A 14923-nucleotide genomic window follows, 5' to 3' on the forward strand; every position below is an offset into this window, starting at 1 on the left:
GTACCCCGTCGCCGCCGGGAAGCGGTTGCCCCGGGCGCCCGCTCACCCGACCGGGGCACCGGACGCGCGTCCATCCGGCCCGACCGCCGGGCTCCCCCGTCAGTGACGCGGCGGCGTCAGCTCCGGATGGGCGTCGAGCAGTTTGCGCGGGGCCGCCTGGCGCCACGAGTCGAGCAGGATCGCGTACAGCTCGTCCTCGTCGTCCAGGGCTTCGAGCCGCACCCGCAGCCAGGCGTAGTGGTCGTCGTGGCCCTCGCGCAGGAAGAACTTGGCGGGTTCCGCGGCGATCAGCTCGGCGCGGTCCTCAATGGGGCACTTCACACCCATGACCCGGTCGTCGTCGGCCAGCGACGCGAAGATCCGGCCGCGGGGATCCAGCCGGAAGGTGGGCATGCCCCAGGCCAGTTTCTCGATCGCTCCCGGGAGCGCGAGAGCGATCCTGCGTACGTCGTCGGCTGTGGCCATGGCGCCACCGTAAGCGCTGCCACCGACAGTCGCCCAACTGCCGCGCCACACTGCACGCTTCCGACCCATTGACCCCTCACGACGGCTGAACCTACGCTGTCCGGCGTACTCAGAAAGCGCTTTCTAACCCGCAGCCCTACCAGCACCCCGGGAGCGCCATGAGAAGTCTTCGGCAAGCACCGTCCGGACACCCACGGTGGCCGGAACGGCCGCGACCGTCCCGACGGCCGGGACCCCGTCGCACCGCACTTTCACCCGTCCCCGTCATCACCGCACTGCTGGCGCTGCTTCTCGGACTCGGGGTGACCCTGTCGCCCAGCGCCGAGGCGGCGCCTTATCGCGTGCTCGTCTTCTCCAAGGTCACGAACTTCGGCCACGACTCGATCCCCGCGGGCATCGAGGCGATCAAGAAGCTCGGCAGTGAGAACGGCTTCGAGGTCGAAGCCACCGACGACGCCGCGGCCTTCACCGACGAGAACCTCGCCCGATTCCAGGCGATCGTCTTCAACAACACCAACTCCACGCCGGAGAGCGGCGATCTGCTGGACGCGGCGCAGCGCGCCGCGCTCCAGAAGTTCGTCCGCGGCGGCGGCGGCTGGGTCGGTCTGCACGCCGCCTCCGCGAGCGAACGCGACTGGGGCTGGTACGAGGGCCTGGTCGGCGCCATCTTCGACAAGCACCCCGCCGTGCAGACCGGCCGGATCAAGGTGCTGGACCGGTCGCACCCCTCCACCGAGGGCCTTCCCGAGCTCTGGGAACGCACGGAGGAGTGGTACAACTGGCGCACCAACCCGACCGGCAAGGTCCACACCCTGGCCCAGATCAAGGTCCGCGACGGGATCACCGGCCTCGACGAGGGCGTCGACCACCCGTGGTCGTGGTGCCAGAACTACGACGGCGGACGCTCCTGGTTCACCGCCGGCGGCCACGCCGAGTCCGCCTTCCAGGAGCCGGACTTCCTGAAGCACCTGCTCGGTGGCATCCAGTGGGCCGCGGGCAACAGGCCCGGGGACTGCACCGCGACGAAGACGGGTGCCTTCCAGCGGACGCCGCTCGCCACCAGCGATCTCGCCGACCCGTTCGAGTTGGCGGTGGCGCCCGACCGCCGGGTCTTCTTCATCGAGCGCACCGGCAAGGTGAAGGTGATCGACCAGTCGACCCTGAAGGTCACCACCGCGCTCGACTTCGAGTACACCCCCGAGATGACCAGCCAGTCCGACGGACTGCTGGGGCTCGCCCTCGACCCGGACTTCGCCGAGAACAACTGGCTCTACCTGCTGAACTCCGACAAGACCGAGAAGCGGCTGAACCTCTCCCGCTTCACCGTCACCGGCAACACCATCGACCAGGCATCCGAGAAGCGGCTGCTGACCGTCCCGACCCTGCGAGGCGAAGGACGGGCCAACTCGCACATGGCGGGGTCGATCGCGTTCGACAAGAACGGCGACCTCTACATCGCCACCGGCGACAACACCGACCCTTTCGCCTCCGACGGCTTCGCACCGATCGACGAGCGTGAGGGACGCCGCGCCTGGGACGCCCAGGGCACCTCCGGCAACACCAACGACCTGCGCGGCAAGATCCTGCGCATCACGCCCAAGGACGACGGCACGTACGCGGTGCCCGAGGGCAACCTGTTCGCCTCCGGCACGGAGAAGACCCGGGCCGAGATCTACGCGATGGGTATGCGCAACCCGTTCCGGATCACCACCGACCCGGGCAGTGGCGCGCTGATGGTCGCCGACTACGGCCCGGACGCCCGCGCCGCCGACCCGGACCGCGGCCCCGAAGGCACGGTCGAATACATGCGCATCACCGAGGCGGGCAACTTCGGCTGGCCGTACTGCGTCGGCAACAACACCCCGTTCAACGACTACGACTTCGCCACCGGGACCTCAGGCCCGAAGTTCGACTGCGCCGACCTGGTCAACGACTCGCCGAACAACACCGGTCTCACCGACCTGCCGCCGGCCCGGCCTGCCACCGTCTGGTACGCGTACTCGGCCTCCGACCGGTTCCCCGAGCTCGGCAGCGGCGGCGGTGGTCCGATGAGCGGACCGGTCTACGACCACGATGAGGCCAACACCTACCAGGGCAAGTTCCCCGCGGCCTTCGACGGCAAGTGGTTCGCCTACGAACTGACCCGTAAATGGTTCAAGACCTTCTCCGTCCAGCAGCACGACCAGACGTTCACCGACCCGCGCTTCGCCCCGGTCAAGGCGGGGGACCTGCACTCGATCAACCCCGTCTTCGGCGACATGACGTGGAACCAGCCCTTCGACGCCGACTTCGGCCCGGACGGCGCGCTGTACGTCATCGACTTCGGGCTCGGCAGCGGCACGGGGCGCGGCGGCAGCAACGAGGGCTCCGGGATCTACCGCATCGACCACGTCGGCGACGACCGGCTGCCCGACGCCAAGGCCACGGCCACTCCGGACAGCGGTTCCGTGCCGCTGACCGTCGCGTTCTCCGGCGAGGGCTCCGGGCTGCCCGACGACGAGCCGGTCAGCTACGCCTGGGACTTCGACGGGAACGGCACGACCGACTCGACAGAGGCGAACCCGACCCACGTGTACGAGGACAAGGGCCGCTTCACCGCCCGGCTCACCGTCACCGGCCCCGGAGGACTCACCGGGCTGGCCGTCCAGGACATCACCGTCGGCAACACCAGGCCGCAGGTCACCATCCAGCGGCCCCCGGACGGCGGGATGTTCGGCTTCGGCGACACCATCCCCTTCATCGTGAAGGTCAAGGACAAGGAGGACGGACGAGGGATCGACTGCTCACGGGTGGTCGTCCAGTCGCAGCTCGGCCACGACTCCCACCTCCATCCCCTGGACAACTACACGGGGTGCGCCGGCGAGATCACGACCGACGCCGGTGACAGTCACGGTCCCGGCCAGAACCTCTACTACGGCATCACCGCCCAGTACGAGGACAAGGGCGCACCGGGCGTGCCCGCCCTCACCGGGTCCGCCTCGCTGACCCTGCGCACCGCGTTCCGCGAGGCCGAGCACATGACGTCGACCGGCGGGGCGCAGCAAGGAGCCGTCGTGGGCAGCCGCGGAGACGCTTCCGGCGGGAAGCGGCTCACCGAGATCGAACACGGCGACTGGATCAGCTTCGACCCCGTCAGCCTGAAGGGCATCGACTCGGTGACCGTGGGCGCGGCCTCCGGCGGCATCGGCGGAAGCATCGAGTTCCGAGCCGGATCACCGACCGGTGAACTGCTCGGCAAGGTGACCGTCCCGGCCACGGGCGGCTGGGGCGACATCGTCTCCCCCACGACGCCGCTGACGGACCCCGGCGGCACGATGAAGCTGTACGCCGTCTTCACCAACCCGGACTGGAGCGCCGACAAGCCGGACCTGTTCGCCGTCGACTGGCTGCACTTCAACGGTCAGGGTGTGGAGAAGCGTCAGGGAGCGGCAGTCACGGTCGCTGCCGCTCCGGCCACCGGCAACGCACCGCTCACGGTGCGGCTGACCGGCAAAGTGAAGCTGCCGGAGGGCCGCACCGCCGCCTCCTACCACTGGGACTTCGGCGACAACACCCGGCCCGCGGGTGAGGAGACCGCGACGGCGACCCACTCCTACCCCCGCCCGGGCGCCTACACCGCGCATCTCACCGCCACCGACGACAAGGGCGACACGACCAGCGGCTTCGTCCGCATCGACGTCAGTTGAGAAGGGACATCCGAATGAACGGCACCAGACGCGCATTCCTCGGCAGGGCACTCGGCGTCGCCGCCGCTGCCGCGGCGGTCACCGCGGCGGGCCCGCTTTCCTCCGCGGCCGCGGCGGAGGAGACGGCTCTCGAGACGGCACAACGCTCCCGCCGCATCCCGCCTTCCGGGATCGGCATGCACCTCTACACCATGCGCACCCCGCTGGCGGCGGACTTCAGGGGGACCCTCGCCCGGCTTGCGCAGATCGGTTACGCGACGGTCGGTGTGAGCGGCCGGCACGGAAACAGCGCGGCCGCGATCCGCTCCATGCTCGACGAGACGGGGCTGCGGGCGGTCCTCGAGCACGTGGCTTACGACATCGTGCGCGGCAGCGGACTGCCGCAGGCCATCGAGGACACCCACACCCTCGGCGCACGGTGGATCGTCGTGCCGAGCCTGCCCGGGGCGATGCACACCCCGGCCGGATTCCGTGAGGCGGCCAGGGAGTTCAACAAGGCGGGCCTCGCCGCCCGCAACGCGGGGCTCGGCCCGGTGCTGTTCCACAACCACGGCGCCGACCACCAGGTGGTGGACGGCGAGAACCTGTACGACATCCTGCTGCGGGAGACCGACCCCGAGCTCGTGGGCTTCGAGCTGGACGTCTACTGGGCGGCCAAGGGCGGCGGCAGCGATCCGCAGGACCTGTTCGTGGAGCACCGCCGGCGGTTCCCGGCACTGCACGTCAAGGACATGGCCCCGAGCGGCGGGTTCGCCGACGTCGGCTCCGGGGTCCTGGACTTCGCCGCGATGTTCGACACCGCGCGCAGTGGCGGTGTGAAGCAGTGGCTGGTGGAGCACGACGCACCGGCCGACCCGTTCGCCACCGCGCAGAACAGCTACACCCACCTGGCGAACCTCAGGTACTGAGCGCACACGAAGCAGGGAGCCCCGCACCACCCACGGGGGGTGGTGCGGGGCTCCCTTCGTCGTGCTCAGTCCTGCGCGGAGGCCGCGCCGAGCAGGCCGCGGATGTGGGTGGTGGCCTCCCGGAACTCGGCCCGTCCCATCGTCTCGGTGTAGTCCCGCTCCGCGGGCAGCCCCACGTCGATGATCTCGGTGATGGTGCCTGGCCGTGCGCTCATCACGACCACCCGGTCGGCGAGGTAGCAGGCCTCGGAGATCGAGTGGGTCACCAGCAGCACCGTGGTGCCGGTCTCCCGCCAGATCCGGTTGAGTTCGGTGTTCATCTGCTCGCGGGTCAGGGCGTCGAGCGCGCCGAACGGCTCGTCCATGAGCAGTACGGGCGGCTCGTGCAGCAGGGCGCGGCACAGCGCGACGCGCTGCTGCATGCCGCCGGAGAGTTCGTGCGGCAGGGCGTCCTCGAAGCCGCTCAGCCCCGTCATCGCGATCAGTTCGTCGGCGCGCCTGCGCCCGACCTCGGCCGGCATCTTCCGCATCTCCGCCTGGAGCAGGATGTTGCGGCGGGCGGAGCGCCACTCCAGCAGGGCGGCGCGCTGGAACACGTATCCGATGTCGTGGCGCGGCCCCTGCACCCGCTCACCGCCGAGGAGCACGTCGCCCGTCGAGGGCTTGAGCAGCCCGGCGACCAGTTTGAGCAGGGTCGACTTGCCGCAGCCCGAGGGCCCTACGATGGCGACGAACTCCCCTGCCCGCACCTCGAGATCGACGTCGGTCAGCGCGGTCACGTCGCGGTTCTTGGTGCGGAAGCGCACGGCGACGTCCTTGATGCCGACCGCCGGCGTGGTGGCGGACCGGCCGCCCTGTCTGTCGTTCGTCACGTCCGGCTCCCGCACGGTGGTGTTCCTGGGCATCGTCATCCCTTCATCGCGGTCGCGCTGTCCCAGTACTCCTCGACGGCCTTGGGGCTGCTGACCAGTCCGGCCTCGGCGAAGACGTCGATGGTCTGCTGCCAGTCGGCCTCCACGTTCACACCGGGGGCCCGGCCCTTGGTCGCGTCGGTGTGCAGCAGGGTGAGCGTGGTGGCGAACTGCTCGGCCAGCACCTCCTTCGGCGGCAGCTGCTCGCTCGCGCCGTCCATCGAGGAGACGGCCGGCTCGGGCGCCTTCTCGGCCGCCGCGAACGATTCACTGACCGCCTTCGCCATGCGCTGCGCCAGGTCCTTCTTTCCGGTGAGGACCTTCTGGCCGGCGATCAGGCCGTTGGAGTAGAAGTTCAGGCCGTTCTCGGAGAACCGGAGGTAGGAGACGGCCTTCTTGGCCTTGTTCTGCATGGTGGGGCCCTGGTCGCTGGCGTATCCGAGCAGGCCGTCGGTCTTGCCGGAGATCACAGCGGCGATCTTGCCCGCCGGGTCGGTGTTCTGGACCTTGACGTCGGACTCGCTGAGGCCGTTCTTCTTCAGGAAGATCGGGAACGTCTTGGAAAGGGCGTCACCGGCGGTGCCCGCGATGGTCCTGCCCTTGAGGTCGGCGGGACTCTTGATGTTCTGCGACTCGAAGAACTGCACCGAGGACGGAGTGGTCTGCAGGAAGACACCGAGGCTCTTGACCTTGACACCGGCGTCGACACCGGACAGCACGGCGGGTGTGTCGGCCCAGCCGAAGTCGGTCTGGCCCGCGCCGGTCGCCTGCACGGTCTTCTGTGAACCCTGACCGGCGCGTATGTCGAGGTCGATGCCGTGCTTCTCGAATATCTTCTGCTGCTTGCCGTAGTAGAACGGTGCGTGTTCTCCGTACGGGTACCAGTTGAGCGTCAGCGTCACCTTCTCCAGCTTCTTCCCTGAGGAGCTGGTGGTGGTGCCGGAGTCGTCCCCGCCGCAGGCGGTGGCGGCCATGAGCAGCGGTACGAGGCCGGTCAGAAGCAGTCTGCGCGCAGTCATTGCTGGTCCTTCTCGTCGACTTGGAACGGTGCCCGGGGTCGGTCAGTAGGTGGTGGTGACGCCGGTCTCCCGGCGGCTCGCGTGCCACGGGAGCAGAAGCTTCTCGGCGATCTCGACGAGGACGAAGAGGACGACGCCGATCAGGGACATCACGAGGAGGCCGGCGAACAGCATGGGGGTGTCGAGGTTTCCGTTGGCCTGGAGGATCACGTAGCCGAGCCCCTCGTTGGCGCCGACGAACTCACCGACGACCGCGCCGGTCACGGCGAGGGTCACCGCGACCTTGAGGCCGGAGAACAGGTGCGGCAGGGACGCGGGCATCCTGATCTTCACGAAGGTCTGCCAGGGGCTCGCCCCCATGGTCGAGGAGAGCTGGAGCATCTCCGGGTCGACGGCCTTGAGCCCGGTCACCATGGAGATGACGACGGGGAAGAAGGCGATCAGGACGGCGATGAGGATCTTGGGCGCGATGCCGAAGCCGAGCCACACCACGAACAGGGGCGCGATGGCGATCTTCGGCACGACCTGCGCGAACAGCAGGATCGGGTACAGGGTCTTCTCGACGGTTGCCGAGTACACCATGATCACGGCGGCGAAGACCCCGACGACCACCGCGATCAGGAAGCCGAGGAGCGTCTCGTAGGTGGTCACCCAGCTGTGCTGCCAGATGTAGTCGGCCTTGCCCGTCAGCACGTCCAGCGTCGCGCCGGGCGACGGAACGAGGTAGGGCTCGACCAGTTCGGCGGCGGCGACCACCCACCAGACGGCGAAGCAGGCGAGGAGCAGGGCGACCGGGCGCCAGCTCTGTTCGAGCAGACGGGACGCCCGCTCCCCCGGGCTCGGCCTCTCACGCCGGTCGACTCCCGCCACCTTCACGGGTGTTGCCTTGATGGCGCTCTGACTCACGGTCAACTCCTGGTGCGCTCCGGAGCGGCTGAATCGATGCTGGAGAAAACGCTTTCAGAAAGCGCTTTCTGGTAAGGTGTCGCCACGCTAATGACTGCTCGTCCGCATGGTCAATAGGTCGTCCCGAAGTTTCGGGGGGTCAAGTGAGTGAACGGGAAACACAGGCTCATGTGACGCTGGACGCTGTCGCCCGACGGGCGGGAGTGTCCCTCGCAACCGCGTCACGAGCCCTGAACGGCACCACGCGGGTACGGGAGGATCTACGCAGCCGGGTGCGCGCCGCCGCAGACCAGCTGGGCTACATCCCCAACGCCCATGCCCAGGCGCTCGCCAGCGCGTCGAGCAACACGGTGGGCCTGATCTGCCACGACGTCGGCGATCCGTACTTCGCGGCCATCGCCGCCGGCGTGATGCGCGCCGCCGCGGCGAAGGACCTCCTGGTGATGCTCGCCAGCACCTTCCGCGAACCGGCCCGCGAGATCGCCTACGTGTCCACGCTGCGCGCCCAGCGCGCACGCGCGATCCTGCTGATCGGCTCCGGCTTCCAGGACCGCTCGTGGGAGCGGGCGCTCGCCGCGGAACTGGACCCGTACGTACGGGCCGGCGGTCGCGTCGCGGTCGTCAGCCGGCACCGCAGCCTGCGGGCCGACGCCGTACTGCCGGAGAACCACGGCGGGGCCGCTGCCCTGGCCCGGGCCCTGCTCGACCTGGGGCACCGGGAGTTCGCGGTGCTCAGCGGCCCGCCGTCGCTGACCACCGTCGCGGACCGGCTCGCCGGCTTCCAGGAGGAGCTGGCCCGGGGCGGCGTCGAACTGCCGCCGGAACGCATCGTGCGGGGCCCGTTCACCCGCGAGGGCGGCTACGCGGCCGCGCGCACCCTGCTCGCCCGCGGCAACCGGCCCACCTGTGTGTTCGCGGTGACCGACGTGATGGCGGTCGGCGCGCTCGCCGCCTTCCGGGAGCAAGGGGTGCGTGTACCGGAGGACATCTCACTCGCGGGATTCGACGACATCCCCCTCGTGCGGGAGCTCTCGCCACCACTGACCACGGTCGCCCTGCCGCTCACCGCCATGGGAGAGGAGGTCATGGCGCTCGCCCTGCGCGAGCCCCGCGGTCCGCGGTCACGGGTGCTGCGAGTGGGCGGTGAGGTCGTCCTGCGGGCCAGTGTCGCTCCCCCACCGACACCACTTACAGCACCGGCCGTCTTTCCGGGCGGGGGCGAACAGCGACCGGCCGCGAGCCCGTTCAACGCCGGACGCACCGACCGGCACCCAGGCGCGCCGGAGCGCTGACCACCGCCGCAGCCCTGTGCCGGTGCACCCGTGGCCGTCGTCAGGTGAAGGGCCGCACACCCGGGACCCGGCGTCCCAGGGGTGCTTGCCGCGCCCGGGGGCGTCGCCTCAGATGCCGCCGTCCTCCCGGCGGTGGATCTGCTCGACGAGATCCGCCGCGAGCGACTTGATGGTCTCCAGACCCGCCCTGCCCCAGGGCCTCGGCTCGGTGTCGACCACGCAGACGGTACCCAGTGCGATGCCCGTACGGTCGATCAGCGGCGCACCCAGGTAGGAGCGGATGCCGATCTCGTCGACGACAGGGTTACCGGCGAAGCGGGGGTAGTCGCAGACGTCCTCCAGCACCAGCGCCTTGCGGCGCACGACCACATGCGGGCAGTACCCGTGGTCCCGCGCCATGAACCGGCTCACCGCCGCACCGCCCGCCGCGGAACCCGCCTCACCGCCGCTGTGGGTGCCCGACGGGGTGTGCAGCCCGGCGAAGAACTGACGGTGCTCGTCGATGAAGTTGACCATGGAGTACGGAGCTCCGGCCACCTCGGCGAGCCTGCGGGCGAAGTCGTCGAACGCAGCATCCGGGCGCTCCCCGAACCCGAGCTGGCGCAGCCGCCGTACCCGTGCGGGTGCCTCGCGGTCCACCGGGGTCAACAGAAGATGACCGATGGGGTCGTACGTCATGTCGGTGCTCCATAGCTCGGTGCCGGGCCCGGCACGGCGGCGGTTGTGGTGAGCAGGTGCTGGACGAGGGTCACCAGCGTCCCGATGCCCGAACTGGCGATCCGCGCGTCGCACAGTACGACCGGTACCTCCGGCTTGAGGTCGATCGCGGCCCGCACCTCCTGCGGGTCGTAGCGGTAGGCACCGTCGAACTCGTTGACGGCCACGACGAATCCGATACCGCGCCGCTCGAAGAAGTCGACGGCGGAGAACGAGTCCTCGAGTCTGCGGGTGTCGGCGAGCACGACGGCGCCGAGGGCGCCCTCCGACAGTTCGTCCCACATGAACCAGAAGCGCTCCTGGCCCGGTGTACCGAAGAGGTAGAGCACATGGTGCTCGTCCAGGGTCATCCGGCCGAAGTCCATGGCCACCGTGGTGGTCGTCTTGTACTCGATTCCCTCCAGACTGTCGGTCGCCGCGCTGACCTGGGTGAGCAGCTCCTCTGTACTGAGCGGTTCGATCTCGCTGACCGCTCCGACGAAGGTCGTCTTCCCCACCCCGAACCCGCCGGCGACGAGGATCTTGAGCGCGGTGGGGAACTGGTCGCCGCCCTCGGCGACACGGGTGTCAGAGCCGTCGTCGTAGGCCATCGAGCACCGCCTCCAGCAGTGAACGGTCGGTGGGTGTGTCATGGCTGCGCGGCGCCCGGGCCGTGACGGCGCCACAGTCCACCAGATCGGACAGCAGCACCTTGGTGACGACGGCCGGCAGCCGTAAATGCGCGGAGATCTCGGCGACCGACGTCGGACCGTGGCACAGACCGAGCGCCGTGGTGTGCTCGGGACCGAGATGGGCCTGCGGCGGGGCGCCCGTGGCCATCACCAGGGAGAGCAGGTCCAGCGCGGCCGTCGGACGGGTGCGTCCGCCGCTCACCGTGTACGGACGGATCAGCCGGCCCGCCGCGTCGTCGAGGAGCGGGCCGTCCGTGGGCGAGGGCATGATCACTGCCTCGCGGCGCTCGGTGCCCCGGCGTGCTGTCTGGCGGGCGTGACCAGATAGGGCCGCACGCTCTTCACCAGCATCGCCATCTCGTAGCCGAGTACGGCGGCGTCGGCCTCCCGTCCCGCGAGGACGGCGAGACAGGTGCCGGAGCCTGCGGTGGAGACGAACAGCAGCGTGGAGTCCAGCTCGACCACGACCTGGCGTACCTCGCCGCCGTCACCGAAGCGCGCTCCGGCGCTGCGGCCCAACGAGTACAGGCCGGAGGCCAGGGCCGCCATGTGGTCGGCACTGTCGTTGTCCAGACCGTGCACCGACTTCACGAGGCCGTCGGAGGAGAGCAGTACCGCGTTACGGGTGTACGGCACACGCTGGACCAGACCGCTCAACAACCAGTCGAGGTCCGAGACATGGCCGGTCGGCACATCGCTCGCCATGGTGCATCTACTCCTTGATGGTGGGGTCGTCACGCTGGGGGTCCGACTGTCCGGACAGCGATGCCGCCCGTTCCGGCTCGTTCTCCGCGAGGCCGATGCCCCGCTGGAAAGCCGCCATCAGACCCGGGTCGTGCAGGGCCTCTTCGTCGTCCCTGCGTGGCGCGGGGGCGTCCCGCAACTGCGGGACGAGGTGTTCCTGGATGCGGCGCTTGGGCAGTTGGGGGCGGCCCATCGTGCCGCGGACCACCGGTCGGTCGGGCGGCTCCGTCATGTCGGGGCCCGGTCCGGCGACGGGCCCGGGCGGGGCCGCATGGTGGCCGTTGCCGAAGTGACCGGCGCCCGGCATGGGCCGTTCGCCGCGCTCACCGCGCACGGGCAGGGGTGCCTCCGCCCTGACGGCGGTGGCCGGTTCCCGTTGCGCGGGCACCGGCCTGGACTGCCCGGACAGGGCCGAGTGCGGCAGCGACGGCGGCGACATGGCCGCGACGCGGGGCCCGTTCATGTGCGGGGCGGGCGGGCGCGCGGCCGCCGTCCCGTGCTCGGCCGCGTCGTCGTGGTCGGTCCCGAGCAGGCTCTGCGGCAGCACCAGTACGGCCTGAACCCCGCCGTAGATGTTCGTCTGGAGCCGCACGGCGATGCCGTGGCGGCGGGCCAGCGCGGACACGACGAACAGGCCGATCCTGCCGTCCTGGAGCAGGTTGGCGACGTTGACCTGGTCGGGGTCGGCGAGCAGGGCGTTCATCTTGTCCTGCTCCTGGGGCGGCATACCGAGCCCGCGGTCCTCCACCTCCACGGCGAGCCCGGCCGTGACGTGCTGGGCGCGCAGCAGGACCTGGGTGTGCGGTGCGGAGAACAGCGTGGCGTTCTCGACCAGTTCGGCCAGGAGATGGATCACGTCGGCCACCGCGTGACCTCGCAGTGTGCCCGCGATGGGCGGCACCAGCTTCACCCTCGGGTACTGCTCCACCTCCGCGATCGCGGACCTGAGCACCTCCGTCATGGTGACCGGGTGGGACCACTGCCGCCGGGAGACGGCACCGCCGAGGACGGCGAGGTTCTCCGCGTGCCGGCGGATGCGGGTGGCCAGATGGTCGACGTGGAAGAGGCCCTTGAGCAGTTCCGGGTCCTCGACCTCGTTCTCCAGCTCGTCGAGCAGCTGGATCTCGCGGTGCACCAGGGACTGGAGCCTGCGGGCCAGATTGACGAAGACCTCGACCTTCTGTTCGTTGCCCACGCTGCTGGAGAGCCGTGACGCCTGCACCACGGCCGCCAGCGCTGCGTCGTGCGAGCGCACCAGATCGTGGGCGAGCAGGTCGAACTCGTCCCCGCCCGAGGGGCCTTGCTCGGGCGTACGGCGGGGCGGCGGGCCCTCGCCGCGCCTGAGTCCGTCGACGACGGTGCGCAGCTCCTCCTGGGCCCGGGCGGTGGTGCGGCGAAGCTCGGTACACCGGTCGAGAACGGACGTGGCGGCCCGGTCGGCCCCGCGCGCGGCGACCGCCACGGCGGCCACGGCGAGCGCGGCCATGGAACTCAGCGCGACCCACAGGCCGGCGGAGGGTTCGGGAGTGGCGGCGCGCAGCGTCATGACCACCGCGGTCGCACCGCTGAGGGCGGCGACCACGGTCGGCAGGACGGCCGTGCGCAGTAGTTGGGGTCGTATGCGGGCTTCCGGCGGCGCGGCCGCGGTCCTGCCGGAGGGTGTCCTGCCGTAAGGCGTCCGGCCCGCGGACGACAGTGAGCGGGCACCCGGCCGGCCGTGACGACCGCCCTCTCGGCGGTCGGACCGCGCGGCTGGTGCGCGTAGTTGAGACATCAGCGTCCTCGGTACGTGGGGCCCCAGGGATCGGCGTACTGCGATTGATCGGCATGACTCCACGGCGGAACCCGGGCACGCGAATGAGAGCCCACCGTTGATCACCGGCCACACACGGTAGTCGCCGGGGGTGGGGGTGGACCGAGCTGTTGCGAAAGTTGCCCGCTATGGGTCGCGCTCTGGTATGAGGGCTCGCACGACAGACCGAATGAAGGCGCGAGCGTGGGGGCGTGGGCCGCTGGGACATCCAGCCCGCCCGGCGATTGAGGGCACCACGCGAAGCGCAGGACGGGGCCAAGGGGCCCTGCCCCGGTCTCGGACAGTGGGCCCCGGCCGTAGGGGGCGGGGACAAGCCCGCCGCCCCCGCGCCCGTCAAGCCGTAGGTGCCGTCTCCGGTGAGCCCGACTCCGGTGCCGCGTCACGCGCCGGCTTCGCCGCCGTCGCCTCCGCGGTCGCCGTGACAGCCGACCAGCCTTCCACCGGCACGGTGGCCACACCACGCCACCACGGCACGGACGGCACGTTCTCGGCCGTAGGTTCGAACGGCTCACCCGGTCGCGGCAGCGCGATACGGGCTCCCGCCTTCGCCGCGGCCGCGATCGTGCCCTCGCCGGGCTCCGCCCACGGGTGCGGCGCCAGGTTGAACGTGCCCCAGTGGATCGGCAGCATCACACCGGCCGGTGTGCCGCCCTGCAGGTCGAGGTGGGCTCGCATGCCCTCGGCCGGGGTCATGTGGATGTCGGGCCAGTACTCGGAGTACGCGCCGATCTGGATCATCGTCGCGTCGAACGGCCCGTGCTCGGCGCCGATGTCCTGGAAGCCGGTGAAGTATCCCGTGTCGCCGCTGTGGTAGATCCGGTGTTCGGGGCCGGCGACGGCCCAGGACGCCCACAGGGTGTGCTGCTGGTTGCGCAGTCCGCGGCCGCAGAAGTGGCGTGCGGGCGTCGCGGTCAGCCGGATGCCGCCGATCTCCGTGGTCTCGTTCCAGTCGAGCTCACGCAGACGGTCCGGAGACACGCCCCAGCGTTCGAGGTGGGCGCCGACACCGAGCGGCACGGCGAAGAGGGTGTCGGTCGAGGCGAGGGCGCGGACCGTGGGCAGGTCGAGGTGGTCGTAGTGGTCGTGGGAGATCACGACGACGTCGACGCTACCGAGGGCGGCGAGCGGCGCGGGCACCGGGTGCAGGCGCTTGGGCCCGGCGAAGGTGAAGGGGGAGCACCTCTCTCCCCAGACCGGGTCGAAGAGCACCCGGCGGCCGTCGATCTCGGCGAGAACGCTGGAATGCCCCATCCAGGTGAGCCGGAGTCCGGAAGCGGCGGGCCTGGTGAGGTCGGTCGCGGTGGTGGTGTGCAGCGGCACCGCGCGGGCCGGAACGCGACGTGTCCTCGCCTCCTTGGCGAAGTACGTCCTGGCGAACTCCACCATGGAGCCGCTGGACGGTCTCGTGCGCGTCCCTTCGGGGTTCCGGAAGACGCCGTCGGCGAAGTTCGGCGAGCTACGGATGCGCGCCAGGCGCTCGCCGGCCGGGTCGGCCCCGAAGGCGGCAGGCCTCAGTGAGCGCAGCCGGGACCTCAGCGAGTGGGGGGAACCAGCGCCGGACACGGCACCTCCTGATGCTCGGGGTCATTCCATTATGTGCATTTCAAGACGGAAAGGAGCGGTCTGTGGGGCCGCCCTGACCCGGTCGGCGACCTGCCGCTCCGTCTTGTCCAGCCAACGCCTGCCCGGGTGCCGGTGTTCCTGAACCGTGCTCCTGTGGCTGGATCCGGTGCCGGTCCGTGTCACGTTTCCGGGCGTGCGCTCCGTCGTAGTGGTGACAGCACACGGCTT

13 protein-coding genes are annotated in these 14923 nt (G+C 70.3%); 3 read left to right on the top strand and 10 right to left on the bottom strand.

Annotation, left to right across the window (positions count from 1 at the left end):
• Positions 1-99 precede the first annotated feature (99 nt).
• A complete protein-coding gene (locus GLX30_RS04580) occupies positions 100-465 on the bottom strand; it encodes an MmcQ/YjbR family DNA-binding protein (RefSeq protein WP_159683843.1) in 366 nt (121 codons plus the stop codon).
• A 302-nt stretch (positions 466-767) separates the two neighbouring features.
• Here GLX30_RS04580 and GLX30_RS04585 point away from each other — a divergent pair, with 302 nt between their 5' ends.
• Both GLX30_RS04585 and GLX30_RS04590 read left to right on the top strand, forming a co-directional pair.
• Complete coding sequence (locus GLX30_RS04585) at positions 768-4151, top strand: ThuA domain-containing protein (RefSeq protein WP_244258005.1); 3384 nt, start codon at positions 768-770, stop codon at positions 4149-4151.
• Positions 4152-4165: 14 nt separating this feature from the next.
• Positions 4166-5059: a sugar phosphate isomerase/epimerase gene (locus tag GLX30_RS04590; RefSeq protein WP_159683849.1), complete on the top strand. Its 894-nt coding sequence runs from the start codon at positions 4166-4168 to the stop codon at positions 5057-5059.
• A 65-nt stretch (positions 5060-5124) separates the two neighbouring features.
• Here the strand turns inward: GLX30_RS04590 and GLX30_RS04595 are convergent, their stop codons facing one another.
• From GLX30_RS04595 to GLX30_RS04605, 3 genes are read right to left on the bottom strand one after another with little or no spacing between them, the layout of a single operon-like run.
• Positions 5125-5970 carry an ABC transporter ATP-binding protein gene (locus tag GLX30_RS04595; protein ID WP_159683852.1) on the bottom strand — a complete coding sequence of 282 codons (846 nt, stop codon included), beginning with the start codon at positions 5968-5970 and terminating at the stop codon, positions 5125-5127.
• The gene (locus GLX30_RS04600) at positions 5967-6989 is read right to left on the bottom strand and encodes an ABC transporter substrate-binding protein (RefSeq protein ID WP_159683855.1); all 1023 of its coding nucleotides are present in this window, start codon (positions 6987-6989) and stop codon (positions 5967-5969) included. The genes GLX30_RS04595 and GLX30_RS04600 overlap by 4 nt, the downstream gene beginning before the upstream one ends.
• Positions 6990-7031: 42 nt before the next feature.
• A complete protein-coding gene (locus tag GLX30_RS04605) occupies positions 7032-7895 on the bottom strand; it encodes an ABC transporter permease (protein WP_159683859.1) in 864 nt (287 codons plus the stop codon).
• A gap of 170 nt (positions 7896-8065) precedes the next feature.
• On the opposite strand from GLX30_RS04605, the gene GLX30_RS04610 reads away from it, so the two are divergent.
• A complete protein-coding gene (locus GLX30_RS04610) occupies positions 8066-9187 on the top strand; it encodes a LacI family DNA-binding transcriptional regulator (RefSeq protein WP_159683862.1) in 1122 nt (373 codons plus the stop codon).
• A 108-nt stretch (positions 9188-9295) separates the two neighbouring features.
• Here GLX30_RS04610 and GLX30_RS04615 read toward each other — a convergent pair whose 3' ends face one another.
• From GLX30_RS04615 to GLX30_RS04640, 6 genes are all read right to left on the bottom strand, one after another.
• Positions 9296-9865 carry a GAF domain-containing protein gene (locus tag GLX30_RS04615; RefSeq protein WP_159683865.1) on the bottom strand — a complete coding sequence of 190 codons (570 nt, stop codon included), beginning with the start codon at positions 9863-9865 and terminating at the stop codon, positions 9296-9298.
• Positions 9862-10494, bottom strand: a complete 633-nt coding sequence (locus tag GLX30_RS04620; RefSeq protein ID WP_159683868.1) for an ATP/GTP-binding protein — start codon at positions 10492-10494, stop codon at positions 9862-9864. Before GLX30_RS04620 ends, GLX30_RS04615 begins: the two co-directional genes overlap by 4 nt.
• On the bottom strand, positions 10472-10843 hold the full coding sequence (locus GLX30_RS04625) for a DUF742 domain-containing protein (RefSeq protein ID WP_159683871.1): 372 nt from the start codon (positions 10841-10843) through the stop codon (positions 10472-10474). Before GLX30_RS04625 ends, GLX30_RS04620 begins: the two co-directional genes overlap by 23 nt.
• Before the next feature lie 2 nt (positions 10844-10845).
• Positions 10846-11280: a roadblock/LC7 domain-containing protein gene (locus GLX30_RS04630; protein ID WP_159683872.1), complete on the bottom strand. Its 435-nt coding sequence runs from the start codon at positions 11278-11280 to the stop codon at positions 10846-10848.
• A gap of 7 nt (positions 11281-11287) precedes the next feature.
• A complete protein-coding gene (locus GLX30_RS04635; protein ID WP_159683875.1) occupies positions 11288-13093 on the bottom strand; it encodes an ATP-binding protein in 1806 nt (601 codons plus the stop codon).
• Positions 13094-13465: 372 nt separating this feature from the next.
• A complete protein-coding gene (locus tag GLX30_RS04640; protein WP_159683876.1) occupies positions 13466-14695 on the bottom strand; it encodes an MBL fold metallo-hydrolase in 1230 nt (409 codons plus the stop codon).
• Positions 14696-14923 lie beyond the last annotated feature (228 nt).

The sequence above is a fragment of the Streptomyces sp. Tu 2975 genome (assembly GCF_009832925.1).
Lineage (GTDB): Bacteria > Actinomycetota > Actinomycetes > Streptomycetales > Streptomycetaceae > Streptomyces.

Bases quoted from the DNA above. Each gene is read 5' to 3' on its own strand.
- GLX30_RS04615 (WP_159683865.1), bottom strand. From the start codon at position 9,865: ATGACGTACGACCCCATCGGTCATCTTCTGTTGACCCCGGTGGACCGC.
- GLX30_RS04590 (WP_159683849.1), top strand. From the start codon at position 4,166: ATGAACGGCACCAGACGCGCATTCCTCGGCAGGGCACTCGGCGTCGCC.
- GLX30_RS04620 (WP_159683868.1), bottom strand. From the start codon at position 10,494: ATGGCCTACGACGACGGCTCTGACACCCGTGTCGCCGAGGGCGGCGAC.
- GLX30_RS04580 (WP_159683843.1), bottom strand. From the start codon at position 465: ATGGCCACAGCCGACGACGTACGCAGGATCGCTCTCGCGCTCCCGGGA.
- GLX30_RS04625 (WP_159683871.1), bottom strand. From the start codon at position 10,843: ATGCCCTCGCCCACGGACGGCCCGCTCCTCGACGACGCGGCGGGCCGG.
- GLX30_RS04600 (WP_159683855.1), bottom strand. From the start codon at position 6,989: ATGACTGCGCGCAGACTGCTTCTGACCGGCCTCGTACCGCTGCTCATG.
- GLX30_RS04595 (WP_159683852.1), bottom strand. From the start codon at position 5,970: ATGACGATGCCCAGGAACACCACCGTGCGGGAGCCGGACGTGACGAAC.
- GLX30_RS04630 (WP_159683872.1), bottom strand. From the start codon at position 11,280: ATGGCGAGCGATGTGCCGACCGGCCATGTCTCGGACCTCGACTGGTTG.
- GLX30_RS04635 (WP_159683875.1), bottom strand. From the start codon at position 13,093: ATGTCTCAACTACGCGCACCAGCCGCGCGGTCCGACCGCCGAGAGGGC.